General features: G+C 64.5%; 13 protein-coding genes. 4 read left to right on the forward strand and 9 right to left on the reverse strand.

Annotated features, from left to right (window positions below; translation table 11 throughout):
• Positions 1–13: 13 nt before the first annotated feature.
• From PW947_RS30265 to PW947_RS30305, 9 genes are all read right to left on the reverse strand, one after another.
• The gene (locus PW947_RS30265) at positions 14–1,213 is read right to left on the reverse strand and encodes a polysaccharide biosynthesis/export family protein (RefSeq protein WP_299636441.1); all 1,200 of its coding nucleotides are present in this window, start codon (positions 1,211–1,213) and stop codon (positions 14–16) included.
• A gap of 39 nt (positions 1,214–1,252) precedes the next feature.
• Positions 1,253–2,218 carry a glycosyltransferase gene (locus PW947_RS30270; RefSeq protein ID WP_366146152.1) on the reverse strand — a complete coding sequence of 322 codons (966 nt, stop codon included), beginning with the start codon at positions 2,216–2,218 and terminating at the stop codon, positions 1,253–1,255.
• Positions 2,208–3,605 carry an undecaprenyl-phosphate glucose phosphotransferase gene (locus PW947_RS30275; protein WP_299636445.1) on the reverse strand — a complete coding sequence of 466 codons (1,398 nt, stop codon included), beginning with the start codon at positions 3,603–3,605 and terminating at the stop codon, positions 2,208–2,210. The genes PW947_RS30270 and PW947_RS30275 overlap by 11 nt, the downstream gene beginning before the upstream one ends.
• 71 nt (positions 3,606–3,676) lie before the next feature.
• Entirely contained in the window at positions 3,677–4,411 is a 735-nt protein-coding gene (locus PW947_RS30280; RefSeq protein WP_299636447.1) for a Crp/Fnr family transcriptional regulator, read from the reverse strand.
• 629 nt (positions 4,412–5,040) lie between these two features.
• Positions 5,041–7,593 (reverse strand): glycoside hydrolase family 2 protein, encoded by a 2,553-nt coding sequence (locus PW947_RS30285; RefSeq protein WP_299636513.1) that lies wholly within the window; start codon positions 7,591–7,593, stop codon positions 5,041–5,043.
• Positions 7,594–7,838: 245 nt separating this feature from the next.
• Entirely contained in the window at positions 7,839–8,843 is a 1,005-nt protein-coding gene (locus tag PW947_RS30290; protein WP_299636514.1) for a DUF1839 family protein, read from the reverse strand.
• A gap of 50 nt (positions 8,844–8,893) precedes the next feature.
• Positions 8,894–10,000, reverse strand: a complete 1,107-nt coding sequence (locus PW947_RS30295) for an amino acid--[acyl-carrier-protein] ligase (RefSeq protein ID WP_299636449.1) — start codon at positions 9,998–10,000, stop codon at positions 8,894–8,896.
• A gap of 2 nt (positions 10,001–10,002) precedes the next feature.
• Entirely contained in the window at positions 10,003–11,280 is a 1,278-nt protein-coding gene (locus PW947_RS30300) for an acyl-CoA dehydrogenase family protein (RefSeq protein WP_299636451.1), read from the reverse strand.
• Positions 11,277–11,528: an acyl carrier protein gene (locus PW947_RS30305; RefSeq protein ID WP_299636453.1), complete on the reverse strand. Its 252-nt coding sequence runs from the start codon at positions 11,526–11,528 to the stop codon at positions 11,277–11,279. The genes PW947_RS30300 and PW947_RS30305 overlap by 4 nt, the downstream gene beginning before the upstream one ends.
• 239 nt (positions 11,529–11,767) lie before the next feature.
• On the opposite strand from PW947_RS30305, the gene PW947_RS30310 reads away from it, so the two are divergent.
• The 4 genes from PW947_RS30310 (at position 11,768) to PW947_RS30325 (ending at position 16,632) form a co-directional block, all read left to right on the forward strand.
• The gene (locus tag PW947_RS30310) at positions 11,768–12,301 is read left to right on the forward strand and encodes a GNAT family N-acetyltransferase (RefSeq protein WP_299636455.1); all 534 of its coding nucleotides are present in this window, start codon (positions 11,768–11,770) and stop codon (positions 12,299–12,301) included.
• Between the two features lie 157 nt (positions 12,302–12,458).
• Positions 12,459–14,291: an O-antigen ligase family protein gene (locus PW947_RS30315; protein ID WP_299636457.1), complete on the forward strand. Its 1,833-nt coding sequence runs from the start codon at positions 12,459–12,461 to the stop codon at positions 14,289–14,291.
• Positions 14,288–15,481 (forward strand): glycosyltransferase family 4 protein, encoded by a 1,194-nt coding sequence (locus PW947_RS30320; protein ID WP_366146153.1) that lies wholly within the window; start codon positions 14,288–14,290, stop codon positions 15,479–15,481. The genes PW947_RS30315 and PW947_RS30320 overlap by 4 nt, the downstream gene beginning before the upstream one ends.
• The gene (locus tag PW947_RS30325; RefSeq protein ID WP_299636459.1) at positions 15,478–16,632 is read left to right on the forward strand and encodes a glycosyltransferase family 4 protein; all 1,155 of its coding nucleotides are present in this window, start codon (positions 15,478–15,480) and stop codon (positions 16,630–16,632) included. Before PW947_RS30320 ends, PW947_RS30325 begins: the two co-directional genes overlap by 4 nt.
• The last annotated feature ends 181 nt before the right edge of the window (positions 16,633–16,813 follow it).

Consider the following 16,813-nt stretch of genomic DNA (forward strand, 5'->3'; position numbering starts at 1 on the left):
TCCGGTTGCACAATTATTTGGAAAGCTGCCACGTGTAGAACAGCGTTTGAAGCGTCGGCGTGATCTGTTCGAGTGCGCGGTTGAAGCGGGCGGCATTCGACACCTGCACGTACACCACGTCCTTCGGCTGCAATTCGAACTTCGTCATCAGCATCAACGCGTCCACCTGCGTCATGTTCAACTGGTACACGTCCGGCGTGAGCGTCTTGTCCGCACCGCGAATCACGTAGACGAAACGCGGATCGCCGGTTCGCACGTCGAGGCTGCCCGCACCCGTCAACGCATCGGCCAGCGTCAGGCGGCCACGGTTCATCGGCAGCGAGGTCGGGCGGGTCACTTCGCCAAGCACGAACACGCGGCTGTTCGACCGGTCCGGCACGTCGATGATGTCGCCGTCCTGCAACAACACGTTCTGCTGCGGATCGCCGGTTTCGAGCAGCGATGCCACGTCAACCGTATAGCGCTTGCCGTCACGCGTGACGCCGACGTTCTGCAAATCCGCATCCGTCAACGCACCGCCCGCGCGGTTGATCGCATCGAGCACGCTCAGCGGCGCATCCGTGATCGCTTCTGATGCCGGTGCGCGCAGATTGCCCGTCACCTGCACCGACTGGCTGTTGAAGCCGGACACACGAACGTCGAGTTGCGGTTCGCGAATCGTCTTCGACAATGCCTTCGTCAACGTTTCCTGCACCTGAGCCGCCGTCTTGCCCGTCACCTTCACACGACCCACACGCGGGAAGAAGATCGTGCCGTCGTTCGCGACCCGCACCGTCAGCCCGCTTTCCGGACCGCCTTGCGATACGGTCGCGCCGATCACCGGCACCGGGTTCTGACCTTGCGTCGGTGCGACGCCGGCCGAGCCGGTCGGTGCCGTCGGCAGCGGCGGCACCGCCGACGACGACGTCGCGCCCGTCAGTTCCGGGTGATCCCAGACGATGATCGTCAACTGATCGCCGATTCCGATGTCGTACTTGTACTGCCGGCGGCTCGACGATGTCAGGCACGACAACGGACACACGGGCGGCACGGCCGCTGCGCGAACCTGCTGGAAGTAACCGACGTCGATCGTGTGGACCGGAAACTTCTCCGCGGTCTGTTGCGGAGGCGCTGACGGCTGCAGCCGATCGGTATCCAGGTATGGCCCCGGCGCCAACTGACAGGCGGACAGGGAAAGGGCCGCGACCCCCGCGGCAATCGTTTTGATGTTCATTTTGTGGTCCCTCGCGTGATGACACGCTTCGCTGGTCTTTCAGCGTGTCGCCTCTTGCCATGCTCCGCGCATTGCGCGTACGCCGACCCACCATTTGTGAAGCGCAAGTGCTAGCCCGTCGCCCGCGAGCGCCAACGTCACCGCACGAACCAACCCCGGGTCCGCACGATTGCCGATCAGCGTCGAATAGACGACGAACGCCCAGCGGCCCGGAGGCGTCAGGTATTCGCACATGATGAGTCGGAGGTTGAACGACGCGTTGTAGAACGCCGCGTCGTTGAAAGTGTGCCGCTGGTCTTCATCGCTGCGCGGCGCCGGATAATGCTCGACCCGCAACGCCGGGTCGTAGATCAGCGTCCAGCCGCGACGCTGCACGTCGAGGCTGAATGCGAGTTCGCAATGCACCTGCGCGCCGGTGCCGCGCAAACGCGGATCGAAGCGCAGCGTGCCGATCGCTTCGCGGCGAAACGCCATGTTCACGCCTTTGAGCACCTGCACTTCACGCGGGCCGCCGTGGCCGATGTGGTGATTGCCGATCATCCGGCCATACCAGCGCACCAGGCCGACAAGCGGCTTTTCGCCTTGCAGGATGATGCCGCGCTCATGCACGTTGTCGCGCCCACCGATGCCGCCCAGCGCGGGATCGCCGCCAAACGCGCGCGCGATCCGTTCGACCCAGTCGGGATGCGGCGCGGCGTCGTCGTCGGTGAAGCAGAGCACATCGCCCGTCGCGCTTTCGATGCCGCGGTTGTACGCGGCCACCACGCCCGGTGTGGTGACATGCGCGATGCGCAGGCGTGCGTCGGGTTGTACTGCATGTCGCTCGCGCAGAAAGTCGAGCGTCTGATGGTCGTCCTCGCGCGCTATTACGATGACTTCGTCAGCGCGTCTGATCTGTTGATCGAGTGCTGCAAGGCAGCGCTCGAGGTCTTTGGTACGCCGGTAAGTCGGCACTATCACGGACACGTTCACAATCGTTCCCCGGGAGTCCTGTTCAGTACGCATTGCGGCCGACAAAACCCTTGAAGATCGTGATGAACACGATCCGTATGTCGAACCAGAACGACCAGTTGTGGATATAGAAAAGATCGAACTTGACCCGCGTTTCCATCTTCTCGACTTTCGTGGTCGCGCCGCGATAGCCGTTGACCTGCGCCCAGCCGGTGATGCCCGGTTTGATCCGGTAGCGATGCATGTAGCCGTAGACGAGGTCTTTGTAGAGATCGTCGTGTTCGACGGCATGCGGACGCGGACCGACCACCGACATCTGGCCGAACAGCACGTTGATGAATTGCGGCAGTTCGTCGAGACTCGTGCGCCGCATGAACGCACCGAGTGTCGTCACGCGTTTGTCGTGACGTCCGGCCTGGGTGATGTGGCCGGCCGTCTCCTTGTGCACGTGCATCGAGCGGAATTTGTAGATCCCGAACGGCCGTCCATCGACGCCTTTGCGGGTCTGCTTGAAGAACACCGGACCGGGCGACGTGAGCTTGATCGCGATCGCCAGTGCGATAAACACCGGTGACAGCGCCATCAATGCGCACAACGCGAACAGCCGGTCGAAGATCAGCTTCGGCCACATTTGCGGCGATGCGATCGGCGTGCCGCTCAGGTTGATGGTCGGCAGGCCGAGCACATCCACCACCGCGTGATTGAACAGCGACAGGCTGCGGACATCGGGTATGAAGCGCAGATTCACGAAGTCGTGCCGGAACGCGCGCGTGAAGCGGTAGATCGTGTGTTCTTCGGAGAGCGGCAACGCAAGCCACACTTCGTTGATGTGTTCTTCGCGGACCTTCTTCGCAAAGGCCTCGACGTCGGTGAAGACCGGCAACTTGCCCATCTTCGCGCCGGCCGCGCCACCGGCAGAACCGGACACGTCGATGGTCGTATCGAACACGCAGGCGGGCTTGAAGCCGGCTTGCGGGGCATGGTCGAGATGCGCGAGCAGCATCCGCGAGAAACCCGGCGCGCCGACGATCGCCACCGTGCGGTAATTCAGGCCGTGGCGTCGAACCACATGCAGCAGCAGATGCACGATGCACTTGGTCACGACGATCAACACGCCGCTGATCAGCGTCGAATAGCCGAACCACAGACGCGATAACGCATCCATCCTGTGCAACGTAAAAACCAGTACCAGACCCGTCACGCTGACGATCGACCATGCGATCACCACGCGTCCGAGCATCGCCGGCAACGACTTGCCGCGCCATGTTTCGTACACGCCGAAAGCGGGGAACAGCAGCAGCACCAGTACGCAGTTGAACGCGATCAGGAGGCGCTCGATGTCGGTCAGTGCGATCGGCGTCGAAAAGCGCATCCAGTGGGCGATCAACGCGCCCATGATCACGAACAGTGCGTCGAGGCACCGCGCAGTATTCCTGAACATAATGAAAATTACCTTGTCGACGGGGTGATGCCGAAACCTCGGCAATACTTCGCGAGTCGCGAAGTATTGTTTCAGTTCACCGTTTCGGCTTGACGCAGACGCGGCAGCAGTCGATCGAATTCGCGTTTCACGAGGCCGTAGCATTCGCATGCACGTGCTTCGAGACCCTTGCGATCGAGTACCTTGATATGGCCGCGGCTGTGATGGATCAGCCCTTCGTCGTGCAGCTTGCCGGCTGCCTCGGTGATGCCTTCGCGACGCACGCCGAGCATGTCCGCGATCAACTGCTGCGTGACCGTCAGATCGTTCGACGCAACACGGTCGATCTCGATCAGCAGCCAGCGGCACAGCTGCTTGTTCAGCGAGTGATGGCGATTGCACGCGGCGGTCTGCGCGACTTGCGTCAGCAGGGCGTGCATATAAAGAAGCATCAGGCGGCGCAGGAAGTCGGAGCGTGCGAACTGTTGCTTGAGGATCTGTGCGCTCATCCGGTAGGCGAAGCCCGAGCACTGGACCTGAACGCGGTTCGGCATGGTTTCGCCACCCGTCAGGACCGGCACGCCGGTCATGCCTTCACGCCCGACCGCGGCGATCTCGACCGAACTGCCGTCTTCCATCGTCGACAGCATCGAGATGATCGCGGTCGTCGGAAAGTACACGTGATGAATGCGTTGTCCCGAATCGCAGAGCAACTGCTCGGTGCGCAGATGGACGAGTTCGAGATGCGGTGCAAGTGCTTGCCATTCATGCGACGGCAAAGCGCCGAGCAAATGGTTGCCGTGCAGATCGGATTGAAGTGTCAACATGATCGGTCCTCGCGTGAAACCACGCATTACGCGGTCTCTTGTTTTGACCCGGTCGCTGCACCCTTTACGATCCGTCGCCTGGCGAGCGACTATGGGTTGGCAGTGCCGGCCCCGGTATTTGGCCTGGCGTCATCGCGGTTGTGTTGTGACTGCTTTGCGGTGACGTCTGTGTTGCGACTCTTACTTAGCGAGGAGCGTGCCATGTGGCCTTAAAACGAGCACTGGTGCGGCGCAGCGTAAAACACGTGTGCTTCCGAACCCGCAAACTGCAAGTTTTTGTTTCAAATCTGTACATCTTCGTTTGGCTGCGATAGCCGGGCGGTGAGACGTTACGGGATCGCCCTCGAATACGCGAAAGAGTGAAGGGTGGCGTGCTGCATGGGTCTTGAGGCAGTGGTTCCTATGTGGGCCTGTCTGTTTAGGTGACAAATGGCTCCGATCACTGGGTCTGCCGGAAATGATTCACTTGTGTTCCACAGCGATTGTTCGCTTCCGTACGGACCGATTTTTGTCGCAAATCGTGAAGGGTACTGATGGAATACCCGTTGGTATCGGAAGCGCGTGTGCGATTGACCGCATCGCAAGGCGCGATGCGGTTCTTCGCAAAGTGGTGGGTTGGGCCGAACAGGTTAACCGTAGAAAACAGGGGTACGTGTATTGATCGCGCGAACTTCGCCTTGTGGCGCGCGCGGTGTTTCGCCGGTGTGCGTGAGACCGTTGGATGTCCCCACGTTTTGTGTACAGATTGCGAGAAGCGGCACGATCACCGGCCGGTTCGGCGCAAGATGAAACCAGTCGCGTGCCGCGCGATAACGATCGTCGGCGATATGCACGAAGCGCGCGAAGCGTTGCGCTTCGATCACCAGTTGCCAGCCGTCGCCGATGGCTTCGAGTTGCACCGTCAATCCCACATCGTAGCGTTCCTGCGCGCTACGTTCGGTCAGGTGGAACGATTCGGCGATGACGGTGCCGTCGTCGGGATCGCGCAGTGTTGCAATTGTGATGTCGTGCGCGCGTGGACCGAATCGATACGCATGCGTGAAGTCGAAAAACTGGCCCAAGAGATCGGCTGCCGACACGCGTTCGGTCGTACGGGATAAAAGTTCGACTACACGGAACGCGGACACCACCTTCACCGCGCCATCACGGAGACAGACGAGTTCCAGTTGTGCGCGCAACGGTTGGTCGCGCTCATTGATCAGATGAAGATCGAGCCCATTCAGGCCTTCGTCGGTGATCAGCAGCTGAACCGGCTGCAAGGTTTGCGCGAGTGCATGCCAGCCGCTCTTCGGCCTGCCGGTCGAATCGATCAAGCCCCAGCCCGCGCCGGGCCGCAGATCCTGTAACTGCCACACCAGTGCGCCCGCGCAGGTCGACGCGTCGCGCCGCCATTCCGCAAACGTTTCGTGCATGACCTCCGCGACCACCGCGCGCGACAGGTCGAGATAGCGTTGCGGATCTTCGTATCGCAGACGCGCGGGCTCGACGCGATATACCGTCTGAAGATAGAAGTCGCGGACGTCGTCGAAATCCCAGCTCGCGCCGGGGTCGCGCGGCGACGCGGCCTTCCATTTCGGGTCGTGGACGTGGATCGTGCCGAGCGCATGATTCAAAGTTGCATCGTCGGGCACGTTCGCGAACGCGAGGCACTCGGAAGCGAAGCGCACTTCGGCGCGTCGCGCGTCGTCGAGCGGACGCTGATACGCGCCGACGCCGTAGTAATGCGTGACGCCCGTGCGCGTCGAAAACGGCCAGCTGCCACCGGATGGCGAATGCGCGACATACGGCACGTCGGGCCGTTCGCGCGCGACGATCGCGGGCAGACGTTCGGTGAACAACGGTTGCGCGCGCATCGACGGGGGCAGGCCGAGCATCGCCGCCTGCTGCTCGATCTCGCTGCCGCCGCACAGTACCGCGAGCGATGCGAAGCGGCGCGTGCGGGCGACGAACTGCACGGCTTCGCGTTCGGCGGACGCGATAAACGCGTCGTCGGTCGGGTAATCGAAATTCGCAAATGCGAACTCCTGCCAGATCAGGATGCCGAGTCTGTCCGCGATTGCATAGAAGTTGTCCGATTCGTACAGCATCGTGCCGCCGATCCGCAGCATGTTCAGGCCGGCGTCACGTGCGAGCGTCAACGTATGGGTCAGTTGCGCATCGGTGCCGGTGAGCGTGGCGAGATCGGCATTGGTCCAGCACGCGCCGCGGCAGAACACGGAGGTGCCGTTGATCCGCAAACCGAAGCCTTCGCCGTCCGCGCCGCGTTCCACTTCGATGCTGCGAAACCCGACCCGTCCGAGCGGATGATGCCGTTCACACGATTCGCGTGAATCGCGCGATTCGTCGAAGTCGTGCTGAAGTTGCAGCGTCACGTCGTGCAGCGTCGGCGAGCCGTGCGTATGGGGCCACCAGCGCGGCGCATGCGCGACCCTGAGCCTGCCCCTCAACGTATGCGCGTCGAGCCATTGCAGCGGCGTATGCGCGCCCGCGCAAGCCAGCATCGCGGGTGGTGCGTCGGGATGCGGATGAACGAAGCGCAGCGTCAGCGACACGATGCCGTCGTCGCCTTCGAGCGACGTGGACAGATCGACGGTATCGAATGCATCGGGCGCGTCGCCGAGCAACTCGACCGGCCGCCACGGACCGGCTGCCTGTATCGGCGGGCACCAGCCGGGCATATGACCGAGCGCGGTCGTGCGCAGATTGCGAAGCGTCGGTGGATTGACGAGGCGCGGGCGCCAGCGCGCGCGACCGCGTCGGGCGGCAAGCGCAGGCGCGAGCGAGCGGAAGCACAGCGCGAGTTGCACGCTGCCGTCGAGCATGAGATCGAGATCGTGCGCGACGAACATCGAATCGGAGTCGAGCACGCGCACGCCGTCGAGCCACACCTCGGCGAGCGTCGCCAGGCCGTGCAGACGCAGGCGTCGCGAACCGTGTCCGTCGAGCGTGACGCGATACCAGTGATCGTCGAACGCGAAGGCGGGCAGATTCGCCATGTCGAGCTTGCCTGCCGCGCGCCATGCGCCCGCGACCGTGCCCGGCACCTGCGCGGCGATCCAGCCGCTGGCGGGCCAGTCGGCCGGTGTCGCGCAACGTCCGGCGGGCATGCTGACGCATTCCCAGCCGTGTTCGACCCGGCGGGGCCAGAGATCCTGATGCGCGGTATCCGTGAACCCGCGCATGTCGCTATCCGCGCCCGACGCGCCGTGTCCGGCATACGGCGGTGCGAGCGTGGACAGACCGGACGGCAGTGCTCGCATGTGAACCTTGCTTGTCGGCCGTGAAAACCGGCTCTGAAAATCGGCGCTGAACTGCGCAGCGTGAAACCCTCGATACCGCTACGGCGTCATCGTTGGTGCGACTGCGGTGACGGCGACCGCTTCAGCGGCCGCCGTCGCACGTGTCGCCTCGATCAACTACATCGTCACTACAGCACCAGCGCGGCGAGCGGCGGCAAGGTCCGCTCGTACGCGCTTTCCAGCACGTCGAAGCAGTCGTCGCACAGATCGCGGCGGCGTCGCGCGATCGCGCGCACCACGCGGAACTGCATCACCATCGCTTCGGCGGCGATGCTTTGCGCGGCGGCCGGAATCGACGCCGGCATGTCGAAGCCCTGATCGGTCAGCCACAGCAGATACTTCGACAGAAACTCGAAGTTCGAGCCGAGCTGGCGCATCAGGTTGAACGAGTACGGATGGAAATACGCTTCGCCACGTTCGAGCAGCATCTCCAGATGTTCCGGAAACGCGGCGCGCCACGCGGAAATCGGGTTATGCAACGGACGCCGCGACAGATGCTCGCACAGCAGATCCGCCGACGCCTCGGCGAGCGCCGCGCCTTCCAGCGCGGGACGTGCCTGTTTTGCGAACTCCACGTACGGAAACAGCAGATCGGGCTGATCCGCGAACTGCGGCAGCTTGCGAAACACGCCGTCGTAGTCGTCGCCTTCGAGCGTGTAGTAGCCGGTGTTGTGGAAGTAGCCGATACGGTGACCGGCCGGATCGATGAAATCGATGCCGACCGTCGTCTTCGGATGCTCGCGGCGATACGACGTCGCGCGCGTGTCCGGCAGATAGAAGCCGTCCACCTCGACCAGCACCGTATGCCCGCGCCGCGTCTGCGCGAGCACGCGGTCTTCCAGCGAATCGTAGATCGCCAGCTCCTGCACCTGGGTGCCGTAGAGCCGGTCGAGATCTTCGAGCGGGAACTTGAAGAACGTGAACTGATCGCCCTCGAAGTCCTGCGTCACCGTGAAACCGAGTGCCGCGCGCGGCTCCAGACCGAAACCGTGCAGCAACTCGATCCACAGATCGACGTAGCAGTTGGTTTCCTGCCAGACGCGCTCGCCCTGATGCAGCGGATGCGTCGCGTGCCGGCGCGGTTGCGTCGGAACGGCCCTTGGCGCGCCTGACGGCGGCATGCCAAGGGGCATGGGTACGCCCAGCGACTGCGGGGCGCTGTAGGCGGTCTGGAGCGGCGGCGTCATGCGTTCACTCCCGCATCGGCTCCAGCCTCGGCTTGCGCGGACGTCTGCGCGGCTTTGGCGGCCGCGGCTGCGGCTTCGGCCATGCCGTGGGCGAGGCGCGCCTGGGTGTCGCCCCACAGCAGCGCGCGCACGCCGTCCGGCCACGCGTTGACGTCGAAGCCGTGATGACGGAACAGCGCGAGCGTGATGCGCTCCATGCCGAAGCCGACGCAGCCGGTGTGCGCGACTTCGCCGTCGGCGGTGTGGATCTTCCACAGTTCGCCGAAGTGGTCCATGTGATAGTTGAACGACAAGCACGCGGTTTTCGCGTCGGCGTTCGCGACCGGAATCAGCAGTTCGAACTTGAGCGCCTGCGCGCGCTGGCTGTCGGCGACGATCTTGCCGCCGCGGCCGAAGAACGGATCGTTCGCGAGATCCACCTCGACCGGCAGGTTCAGCAGGTTCACCAGCACCGAGCCGCGTTCGATCCACATCTGGCGGAACGCCATCACCTGTTCCGGCGTGCCGAACCGGATGTATTCGCGCATCCGGAACATCTGCATGCGGCCCGGATCGAGCGACGGCTCATGGCGGAAGCAGTACGACATTACGTCCACGACGCGGCCGTCTTCCGGCAGCGCACCGCGGCGCGCGATCACCGGATAGACCGGATAGCAGGCGGCCGGCGTCAGCACGAGGCGGGTCGGCTTCTGCTGGTCCATCCATTCGTCGCTGCGTTCGCCGTCCGGCAGCTTGACGGCGTCGTCGAGCGCGCGCAACAGCCGTTGATGGCCCGAGTCGTTGCCGGCGAACGAATGCACGGTGCCCGCCAGGTTCGGAAAGCTCTTCAGATATTCGCTGTCCTCGAAGTCCGTGCGGCGCATCGCCGGCGGAAAGCGCAGGATTTCCGGCTGCTGGTCAGCGCCGAGAAATGCAATTGCGGTGCTGAGGCGTTCGATCACATCCTCGAACACCTGACTGCGTCCGTACAGGCCGTTTTCACCGGTGTCGATCAGGATGCCGTTCGCGATCAGTGCATCGCGCAACGACAGCGGAGCGGCTTCGGTTTGCTGGTCTCCCAACGCCGCCGCTTCGATTGCGGCGTTATCTGTAATGGTGTTCATGGTCATGCTCTCCCGGGTGCGGCGGGCCGTTGCGCGAGCAGCAGGCTGGCCGTGTTCTGCGCGATGCGGTCGTTGTTGATCATCAGGGGTGCCGAGTACAGATCGCGCAAATGGCGTCCCACGCTGTATTCGGTGCCGTTTTTGTAGCCCGCCATGCCGCAGATCATCAGGACTTCGTGGACGACCTGAAGCGCGGTGGTGGAAATGCTGGTCTTCAGCGTGTTCATGTCGGAGGCGAAGCCGAGCATCGCGGACAGCGGTGCGTCGGCACGCGACTCGCCGTGCTTCGCGAGATGCGACGTGCGCGCCGCTTCGAGCGCGACCGACAGCCGTGCCTGCATCATCTGCAGCAGTCCGACCGCTTCGGCCAGACGCAGCCCCGACGGCGGCACCACGCCCGGCTTGCCGCGCGCCTGCGCACGGAAGAACGCCTTCGCGCGATTCACCGCATCGCTGGCGACGCCCGTCCATACCGACGCCCACAGCGTGTGCGACACCGGCAGCATGGTCTGGTCGGCGATTTCGGCGAACGGCGCGGGCAGGATCTGCGCGGCGAGGCCGGTCGAGACGAGCCGGAAGCCTTCGCTGCACGTGCCGCGCATACCCATCGAATCCCAGCCGCCGCGCTTTTCGAGCTGCGTGTCGTCGCGCAACGCGACGATCAGCACCTGATCGGCCGCGGCCGATTCCGCCGTGCGGCGCGCGGTGACGAGAATGCCGTCCGCGTGTGCGCCGTACGAGATGGTCGGGGCAAGTTTTTCGATGCGGAAGCGATCGCCGTCGATTTCGACCGCGCACGCGCTGGTGCGCATGTTGCCGCCGATGGTTTCCTCAGACGTCGCCGATGCCAGCAGCCACTGGTGCTCGACCAGTTTCGCGAGCATCGCCTGATGCCACGGCGATTCGCTGCCGTATGCATCGATGCACGCGACCTGGATCTGGTGCATCGCGTAGACCATCGCGGTCGATGCGCAGCCTTGCGCAAGCATTTCGCAGATCGTCGCGATGTCCGCGAGCGACAGTCCCGCGCCGCCGAAGCGTTCCGGCACGAGCGTCGACAGCAGGCGCTCGCGGCGCAGCGCGTCGAACGCCTCGACGGGGAAGCGTGCTTCCCGGTCGACGGCGTCGGCGTACTGTGCGGCGACCGCTGCGGCGCGCAACGCGGCGGCCCGCCAGCCGGGTTCCGGCGATACCGCCGCGAGCGGCGCGGCGACCGGTTCAGCGGCCCCGGCAGCGCTGGCCGCCGGTACGGCCGACTCGTGCAACAACGGTGCGTTCATGCTGCCGCCTTCGCCTGCTGGAGTTCGGTGACGGCCGCCGCGAGCGAATCGATGCTCGAAAACAGCCGGCGGGTCAGCATCTTGTCGGGGATTTCGATGCCGAATTCGTCTTCGACCGCCAGCATGATGTGGACGGTCGCCAGCGACGACAGGCCGGCTGCGTACAGGTCGGCGTCGTCGGCCAGGGAGTCCGCCGGCACGTCGAGACGCGCCGATTCGGTAAGGATGCGTCGCAATGCGTCTTTCATGGAGAGTTGCCTCCTCGTTATTTCATCGTTCACAACAGTCACTCAGCCGCCCTCGATGGTGGTGCTGGATGCTCGTCGCCGGATCGCCGCGCAAGGCGCGCTCCGGTTGTCCGTATTTAACGGATTGCGATAGGTCAGCGTCAGTGCGATGCCGCACGGAAATACGCGTGTTGCGGACGTAACGTGTAGCCATTGCAGCGGGCTTTGACCCGTCGAAAATGAACCGCTGGGGGGATGTGATGAACTGGAAAACGCTTGAATTCGAACAGCTCACCGCGCGAGAGATGTATTTGATACTTCGTGCGCGCAGTGCTGTGTTCGTTGTCGAACAGTCGCACGTCTATCTCGACGCCGATGGTCACGATGAAGGCGCGTTGCATGTGTTCGCGACCGAAGACATGTCGCGCCCGATGCCGATCCTCGCGTACGCCCGTGTTCAACCCGGCGACGCGGAAGATCCGGAAATCACCATCGACAAGGTGCTGACGAGCCCGTTGCGGCGTGGCGACGGCACGGCGGAACTGCTGATCGAACGCGTGCTGCATGCCGTCACCGAGCGCTGGCCGGGTCGCGCCGCGCGCGTCACCGCGCCGGTCGGTTTGCGCAGCTTCTACGAACAGTTTGGCTTTCGTAAGTCGGAAGGACCGTTCCTCGAACACGGAATGCCGTTTATCGGGCTGACGCGTCATGCCCGTGGCGGGCAACCTGCGTTCGACGGCCGGCGTCGCGACCGGCAAGGGATCGCTTTGGTCAATACGTTCGAGCTTCTGTGATGATGCCCCCGATGAACGAGCGCGCAGCGATGCTGCGCGCGGGTCGGCATTGCCGTTTTGCGCCCGTTGCGTTCGCAAGCTGCGATGTTCGCGGCACGTGTAACGGATTCCACCGCCGCGCGACACGTTTCGCGTTCGCACTGCGAGGAGTGTGCGCATGACTGGTCCGTCATCCTCACCTTTGCCCGGCGACCTGCCCGATAACACTTCGGCGGCAGGCGCTTCGGGTAGTACGCGGGTCGCCGCGCCGCGCACCAGCGGCAGCGCGAACGCGGTCGGTCATCGCAGCTTCGGCGCGCCCGGTTCGACCCGCGCGACGCCGTTGCCGATGGCGCCGAACGTGCGCGCGCTCGGTCGCCAGTCGCCGCCGATCCGCTATCCGCTGCGTCTGCCGCTGGCACTGTTCGCGATCTCGCTCGGTCTGATCGTGCTGCACCAGTCGCGCATCGTCGAACTGTTCTTTCCGCTCGGTGCGTTTCTCGTCGCGTTGCGTTTCTATCGCAGTTCGCCCGCGCACTATCTCGGCTTCGTCTGCTGGCTGTTTTTCCTCACGCCGGAAGTGCGCCGTCTCGCGGATTACATGAGCGGCACCTTCAGCGAGAAAAGCCTGATCATGATCGCGCCGCTCGCGGCGGTGTCGCTGTGCGGCTTCACGTTGCTGCGGCATGCCAATCTGCTCGGCCAGCGCCGCGCCGCGCCGCTCGTGATGATCATGCTCGCGCTGTTCTACGCGTATATCGTCGGGATGGCGCAGGTCGGCATCTCGGCGGCGACCTTCACGCTGATCAACTGGCTGTTTCCGGTGCTGGTCGCTTTTCAGCTGGTCGCGACGTGGCAGGACTATCCGATCTATCACCGCGTGCTGCTAAAGACGTTCGTGTACGGCGGTCTCGCGATCGGTCTGTACGGCGTGATCGAATTTATCTTCGTGCCGCCGTGGGATGCGTTCTGGCTGCAGGCGTCGGGCATGACGTCCGAAGGCAACGCAGTGCCGTTCCAGATGCGCGTGGGCAGCACGATGAATTCGTCGGGTCCGTTCGCGGTGACGATCATGGCGCTGATCCTGCTCGCGCTGGCCGCACGCGGAAAAGTGCGCATGCTGATGCTGATGGTCGCGGTGCCCGCATTGATGTTTACGGCGGTGCGCGGCGCGTGGGGCGGACTCGTGATCGGACTGATCTATCCGCTCGCGATGCTCGACGGCCGCGAACGTCTGAAGCTGATCGGCGGCGTGATGGTCGTGATGATGCTCGGCGCGCCGGTGCTGATGATCGACGAAGTCGCCGAACCGGTGATGAAGCGCTTCGACACGATCCTGAACATCTCGAACGACACGTCGTTCCAGGAACGCACCGACTTCTACAAACGCTTCCTGTCGCAAGCGCTGACCGACGTGGCGGGACAAGGTCTCGGCACGACCGGCATCGGCACCAAGCTCGCCGACTCCGACGGCCCGACCTCGCGCAGCGTCGATTTCGACAGCGGCCTGATGGAAGTGCCGCTGGTGATGGGCTGGCCCGGCACCTTGCTGTATGCGGGCGGCGTGTTGCTGCTGGTGTGGCGCGCGTTTCTCGCCAGCCGGCTGCGCTCGAAAGACCGGCTCGCGATTTGCGGCGTCGGTCTGGCGCTGGCGATCTTCGCGATGCTGATCTTCGTGAATACGCTGATCGGGATTTCAGGGCTGTTCTTCTTTATCGGCGTGAGCATGCCGGTGATCGGTCTGCGGCATGCGAGAGCGGTGCGCGCGTCGTGGGCGTACGTGTCGCAAGCGGCGCAGCACGGACCGGGTGCGCCGGGCGGAACCGGTGCAGGCGGTGCAGGCGGTGCAGGCGGTGTAAAGGGTGGCGGCGTGCCGGACGGTCCGGGCGGTCCGGCCGCGCCGGCGGGTAGCGCGCGAAGCTGGGGCAAGCGCGGCAGCAGCGCGCCGTGGCCGGCGAATTTCAATCCAGCATCACCGATCCATCCACGTAATCGGGAGGTCCGGCCATGACCGGCAACGGTATGCGCATTCTGATCGTCACGCACGTCGTCGCGAAGGGCGACGGGCAAGGACGGGTCAATTACGAAATCGCGCGGGCTGCGCTCGACGCGGGCCACAGCGTGACGCTGCTGGCCTCGCGCGCGGCGCCCGAGCTGATCGCGCATCCGCGCGCACGCTTCGTCAAGATGGCCGCCGGACGGCTGCCGTCGAAGCTGCTGCAATACCAGCTCTTCGCATTGCGCACCGGCCTGTGGATCCGCGCGCATCGCGAAGAGTTCGATGTCGTGCACGTCAACGGTTTCATCACCTGGGCACGCTCGGATGTGAACTCCGTTCACTTCGTGCATGACGGCTGGTATCGCTGCGGCTTTTTCCCGTACCGCTTTTTCCATAGCTTGCGCGATGCGTATCAGGTGACCTACGCGCGGCTGAATCTGTGGCTCGAACGTCGCGCGTTCAACGACACCGGCGTGATCGTGCCGGTGTCGGCGAAAGTGGGCAGCGAGGTCTGCGTGCATGGCATCGATCCGGCGCGTCTGCACGTGATTCACAACGGCGTCGATACCGACGAGTTCGCACCGGGTTCGCCCGAACGCGGGCGCTTCGGTTTGCCGGAAACGCCGTTCATGCTGCTGTTCGCGGGCGACCTGCGGGTGGCGCGCAAGAATCTCGACACGGTGTTGCACGCGCTCGCGAAAGTGCCGGGCGTGCATCTCGCCGTCGCGGGCACGGTGCACGACACCACCGGCTATCCGGCGATGGCGGCCTCGCTGGGGATCGCCGACCGGGTGCATTTCATCGGGTATCAGCGCGATATGGCCGCGTTGATGCGCTCGGTGGATGCGTTCGTGTTTCCTTCGCGATACGAAGCGATGAGCCTCGTACTGCTCGAAGCGCTGGCGTCGGCATTGCCGGTGATTACCGCGCGCACCGCGGGCGGCGCCGAAGTGATCGGTCCGGATTGCGGGATCGTGCTCGACAGTCCCGACGATATCGAAGGACTCGCCGCGGCGATTGCGAGCGTCTCGGGCGAATACCGGTATGCGCAGCGTTTGAGCGTGGCCGCGCGCGGCCTCGCGCTGACGTTGACCTGGCAGGTGATGGCGAATCGTTACCTCGCGCTGTACGCGCGCGTGATGGAGCGGCGCGGCGCCGTATCGTCGGACGCCGTGCCGGCCGTCACGGTGGCCCGATCATGAGCGCGCCGATCGATTCGCTACAGATTGGCATGCACTGGTTCGGCGAGCGTCCCGGCGGCCTCGACCGGATGTTCGCGGCGCTGATCGCATCGTTGCCCGCGCAAGGCGTCAATGTGCGCGGGATGGTGGCCGGCAGCGACGAAGTCGCGGCGGCGTCGGGCGGCTCGGTGCGTTCGTTCGCGAACGACAAGGCGCGGCTCGGCACGCGGCTGTGGGGCGCGCGCGCACATTCGCGCACGCTCAAACGCGCGCAGAAACCGGATATCGTCGCATCGCATTTCGCGCTGTATGCGGCGCCCACGCTCGGCGTATTCGGCGGCGTGCCGAAGGTCGTGCATTTTCATGGGCCGTGGGCATCGGAGTCGGGTGTCGAGGGCAGCGGCGGGATGTCGGGCGCGTTCCGTTATGCGCTCGAACGGATGGTCTATAACGGCGGCACGCGTCATATCGTGCTGTCGAATGCGTTCGGCAAGATTCTGACGGAGCGCTACGGCGTGCCGCAGGACCGGATTCGCGTGGTGCCGGGTTGCGTCGATGTGGAACGCTTCAACGCGACGATGCCGCGGCGCGACGCTCGCACCGCGCTCGATCTGCCGCAAGACCGGCCGCTGATGTTCTGCGTGCGCCGTCTCGTGCACCGGATGGGCCTCGACGATCTGATCGACGCGATGTTCGTGGTGCGTCAGGCGGTTCCGGACGTGCTGCTGGTGATCGCGGGCAAAGGTCCGATGGAAGACGCGCTGCGGTCGCGGATCACCGCGCGCGGGCTCGACCGTAACGTGCGGCTGGCCGGTTTCGTGCCGGACGAAGCGTTGCCGATGTGGTATCGCGCGTCGGACGTGACGGTGGTGCCGAGCGTCGCGCTCGAAGGCTTCGGGCTGACCACGATCGAGTCGCTCGCGTCCGGCACGCCGGTACTGGTGACGCCGGTTGGCGGGCTACCGGAGGCGGTGTCGCCGTTGTCGCCGGACCTTGTGCTCCCGGCGGGCGGTTTTCATGCGATCGGCAGCGGTATCGCCGACGCGTTGCTCGGCATCCGTCCGCTGCCCGACAGCGCCGCGTGCCGCGACTATGCGTGCACGCATTTCGCTCATCCGGTGATTGCGGCGCAGGTGGCCCAAGTCTACCGCGATGCGATAGACGCATATTGAACCGGAGGGCGGGCCATGTTACCCGGTACCCGTCGCACTGTTGAGCGGCTGATTCTCGCTGGCGTCCTGGCCGTACCGGCCGTGGCGCTGCTGTTTGCGCTGGCCGGCAACGACAATGGCCCGTTGCCGTCCGCGCAGGCCGTGGCGCGCGGCAAGGCGCCGAGCGGCAGCGTGGTCTGCG

It is taken from the genome of Paraburkholderia sp. (genome assembly GCF_028283785.1).
Taxonomy (GTDB): domain Bacteria; phylum Pseudomonadota; class Gammaproteobacteria; order Burkholderiales; family Burkholderiaceae; genus Paraburkholderia.

What these genes read in the sequence shown, in the direction of transcription:
- PW947_RS30265 (WP_299636441.1), bottom strand. Translation starts at nt 1,213, where the DNA reads ATGAACATCAAAACGATTGCCGCGGGGGTCGCGGCCCTTTCCCTGTCC.
- PW947_RS30270 (WP_366146152.1), bottom strand. Translation starts at nt 2,218, where the DNA reads ATGCGTACTGAACAGGACTCCCGGGGAACGATTGTGAACGTGTCCGTG.
- PW947_RS30275 (WP_299636445.1), bottom strand. Translation starts at nt 3,605, where the DNA reads ATGTTCAGGAATACTGCGCGGTGCCTCGACGCACTGTTCGTGATCATG.
- PW947_RS30280 (WP_299636447.1), bottom strand. Translation starts at nt 4,411, where the DNA reads ATGTTGACACTTCAATCCGATCTGCACGGCAACCATTTGCTCGGCGCT.
- PW947_RS30285 (WP_299636513.1), bottom strand. Translation starts at nt 7,593, where the DNA reads ATGCGCGGGTTCACGGATACCGCGCATCAGGATCTCTGGCCCCGCCGG.
- PW947_RS30290 (WP_299636514.1), bottom strand. Translation starts at nt 8,843, where the DNA reads ATGCCCCTTGGCATGCCGCCGTCAGGCGCGCCAAGGGCCGTTCCGACG.
- PW947_RS30295 (WP_299636449.1), bottom strand. Translation starts at nt 10,000, where the DNA reads ATGAACACCATTACAGATAACGCCGCAATCGAAGCGGCGGCGTTGGGA.
- PW947_RS30300 (WP_299636451.1), bottom strand. Translation starts at nt 11,280, where the DNA reads ATGAACGCACCGTTGTTGCACGAGTCGGCCGTACCGGCGGCCAGCGCT.
- PW947_RS30305 (WP_299636453.1), bottom strand. Translation starts at nt 11,528, where the DNA reads ATGAAAGACGCATTGCGACGCATCCTTACCGAATCGGCGCGTCTCGAC.
- PW947_RS30310 (WP_299636455.1), top strand. Translation starts at nt 11,768, where the DNA reads ATGAACTGGAAAACGCTTGAATTCGAACAGCTCACCGCGCGAGAGATG.
- PW947_RS30315 (WP_299636457.1), top strand. Translation starts at nt 12,459, where the DNA reads ATGACTGGTCCGTCATCCTCACCTTTGCCCGGCGACCTGCCCGATAAC.
- PW947_RS30320 (WP_366146153.1), top strand. Translation starts at nt 14,288, where the DNA reads ATGACCGGCAACGGTATGCGCATTCTGATCGTCACGCACGTCGTCGCG.
- PW947_RS30325 (WP_299636459.1), top strand. Translation starts at nt 15,478, where the DNA reads ATGAGCGCGCCGATCGATTCGCTACAGATTGGCATGCACTGGTTCGGC.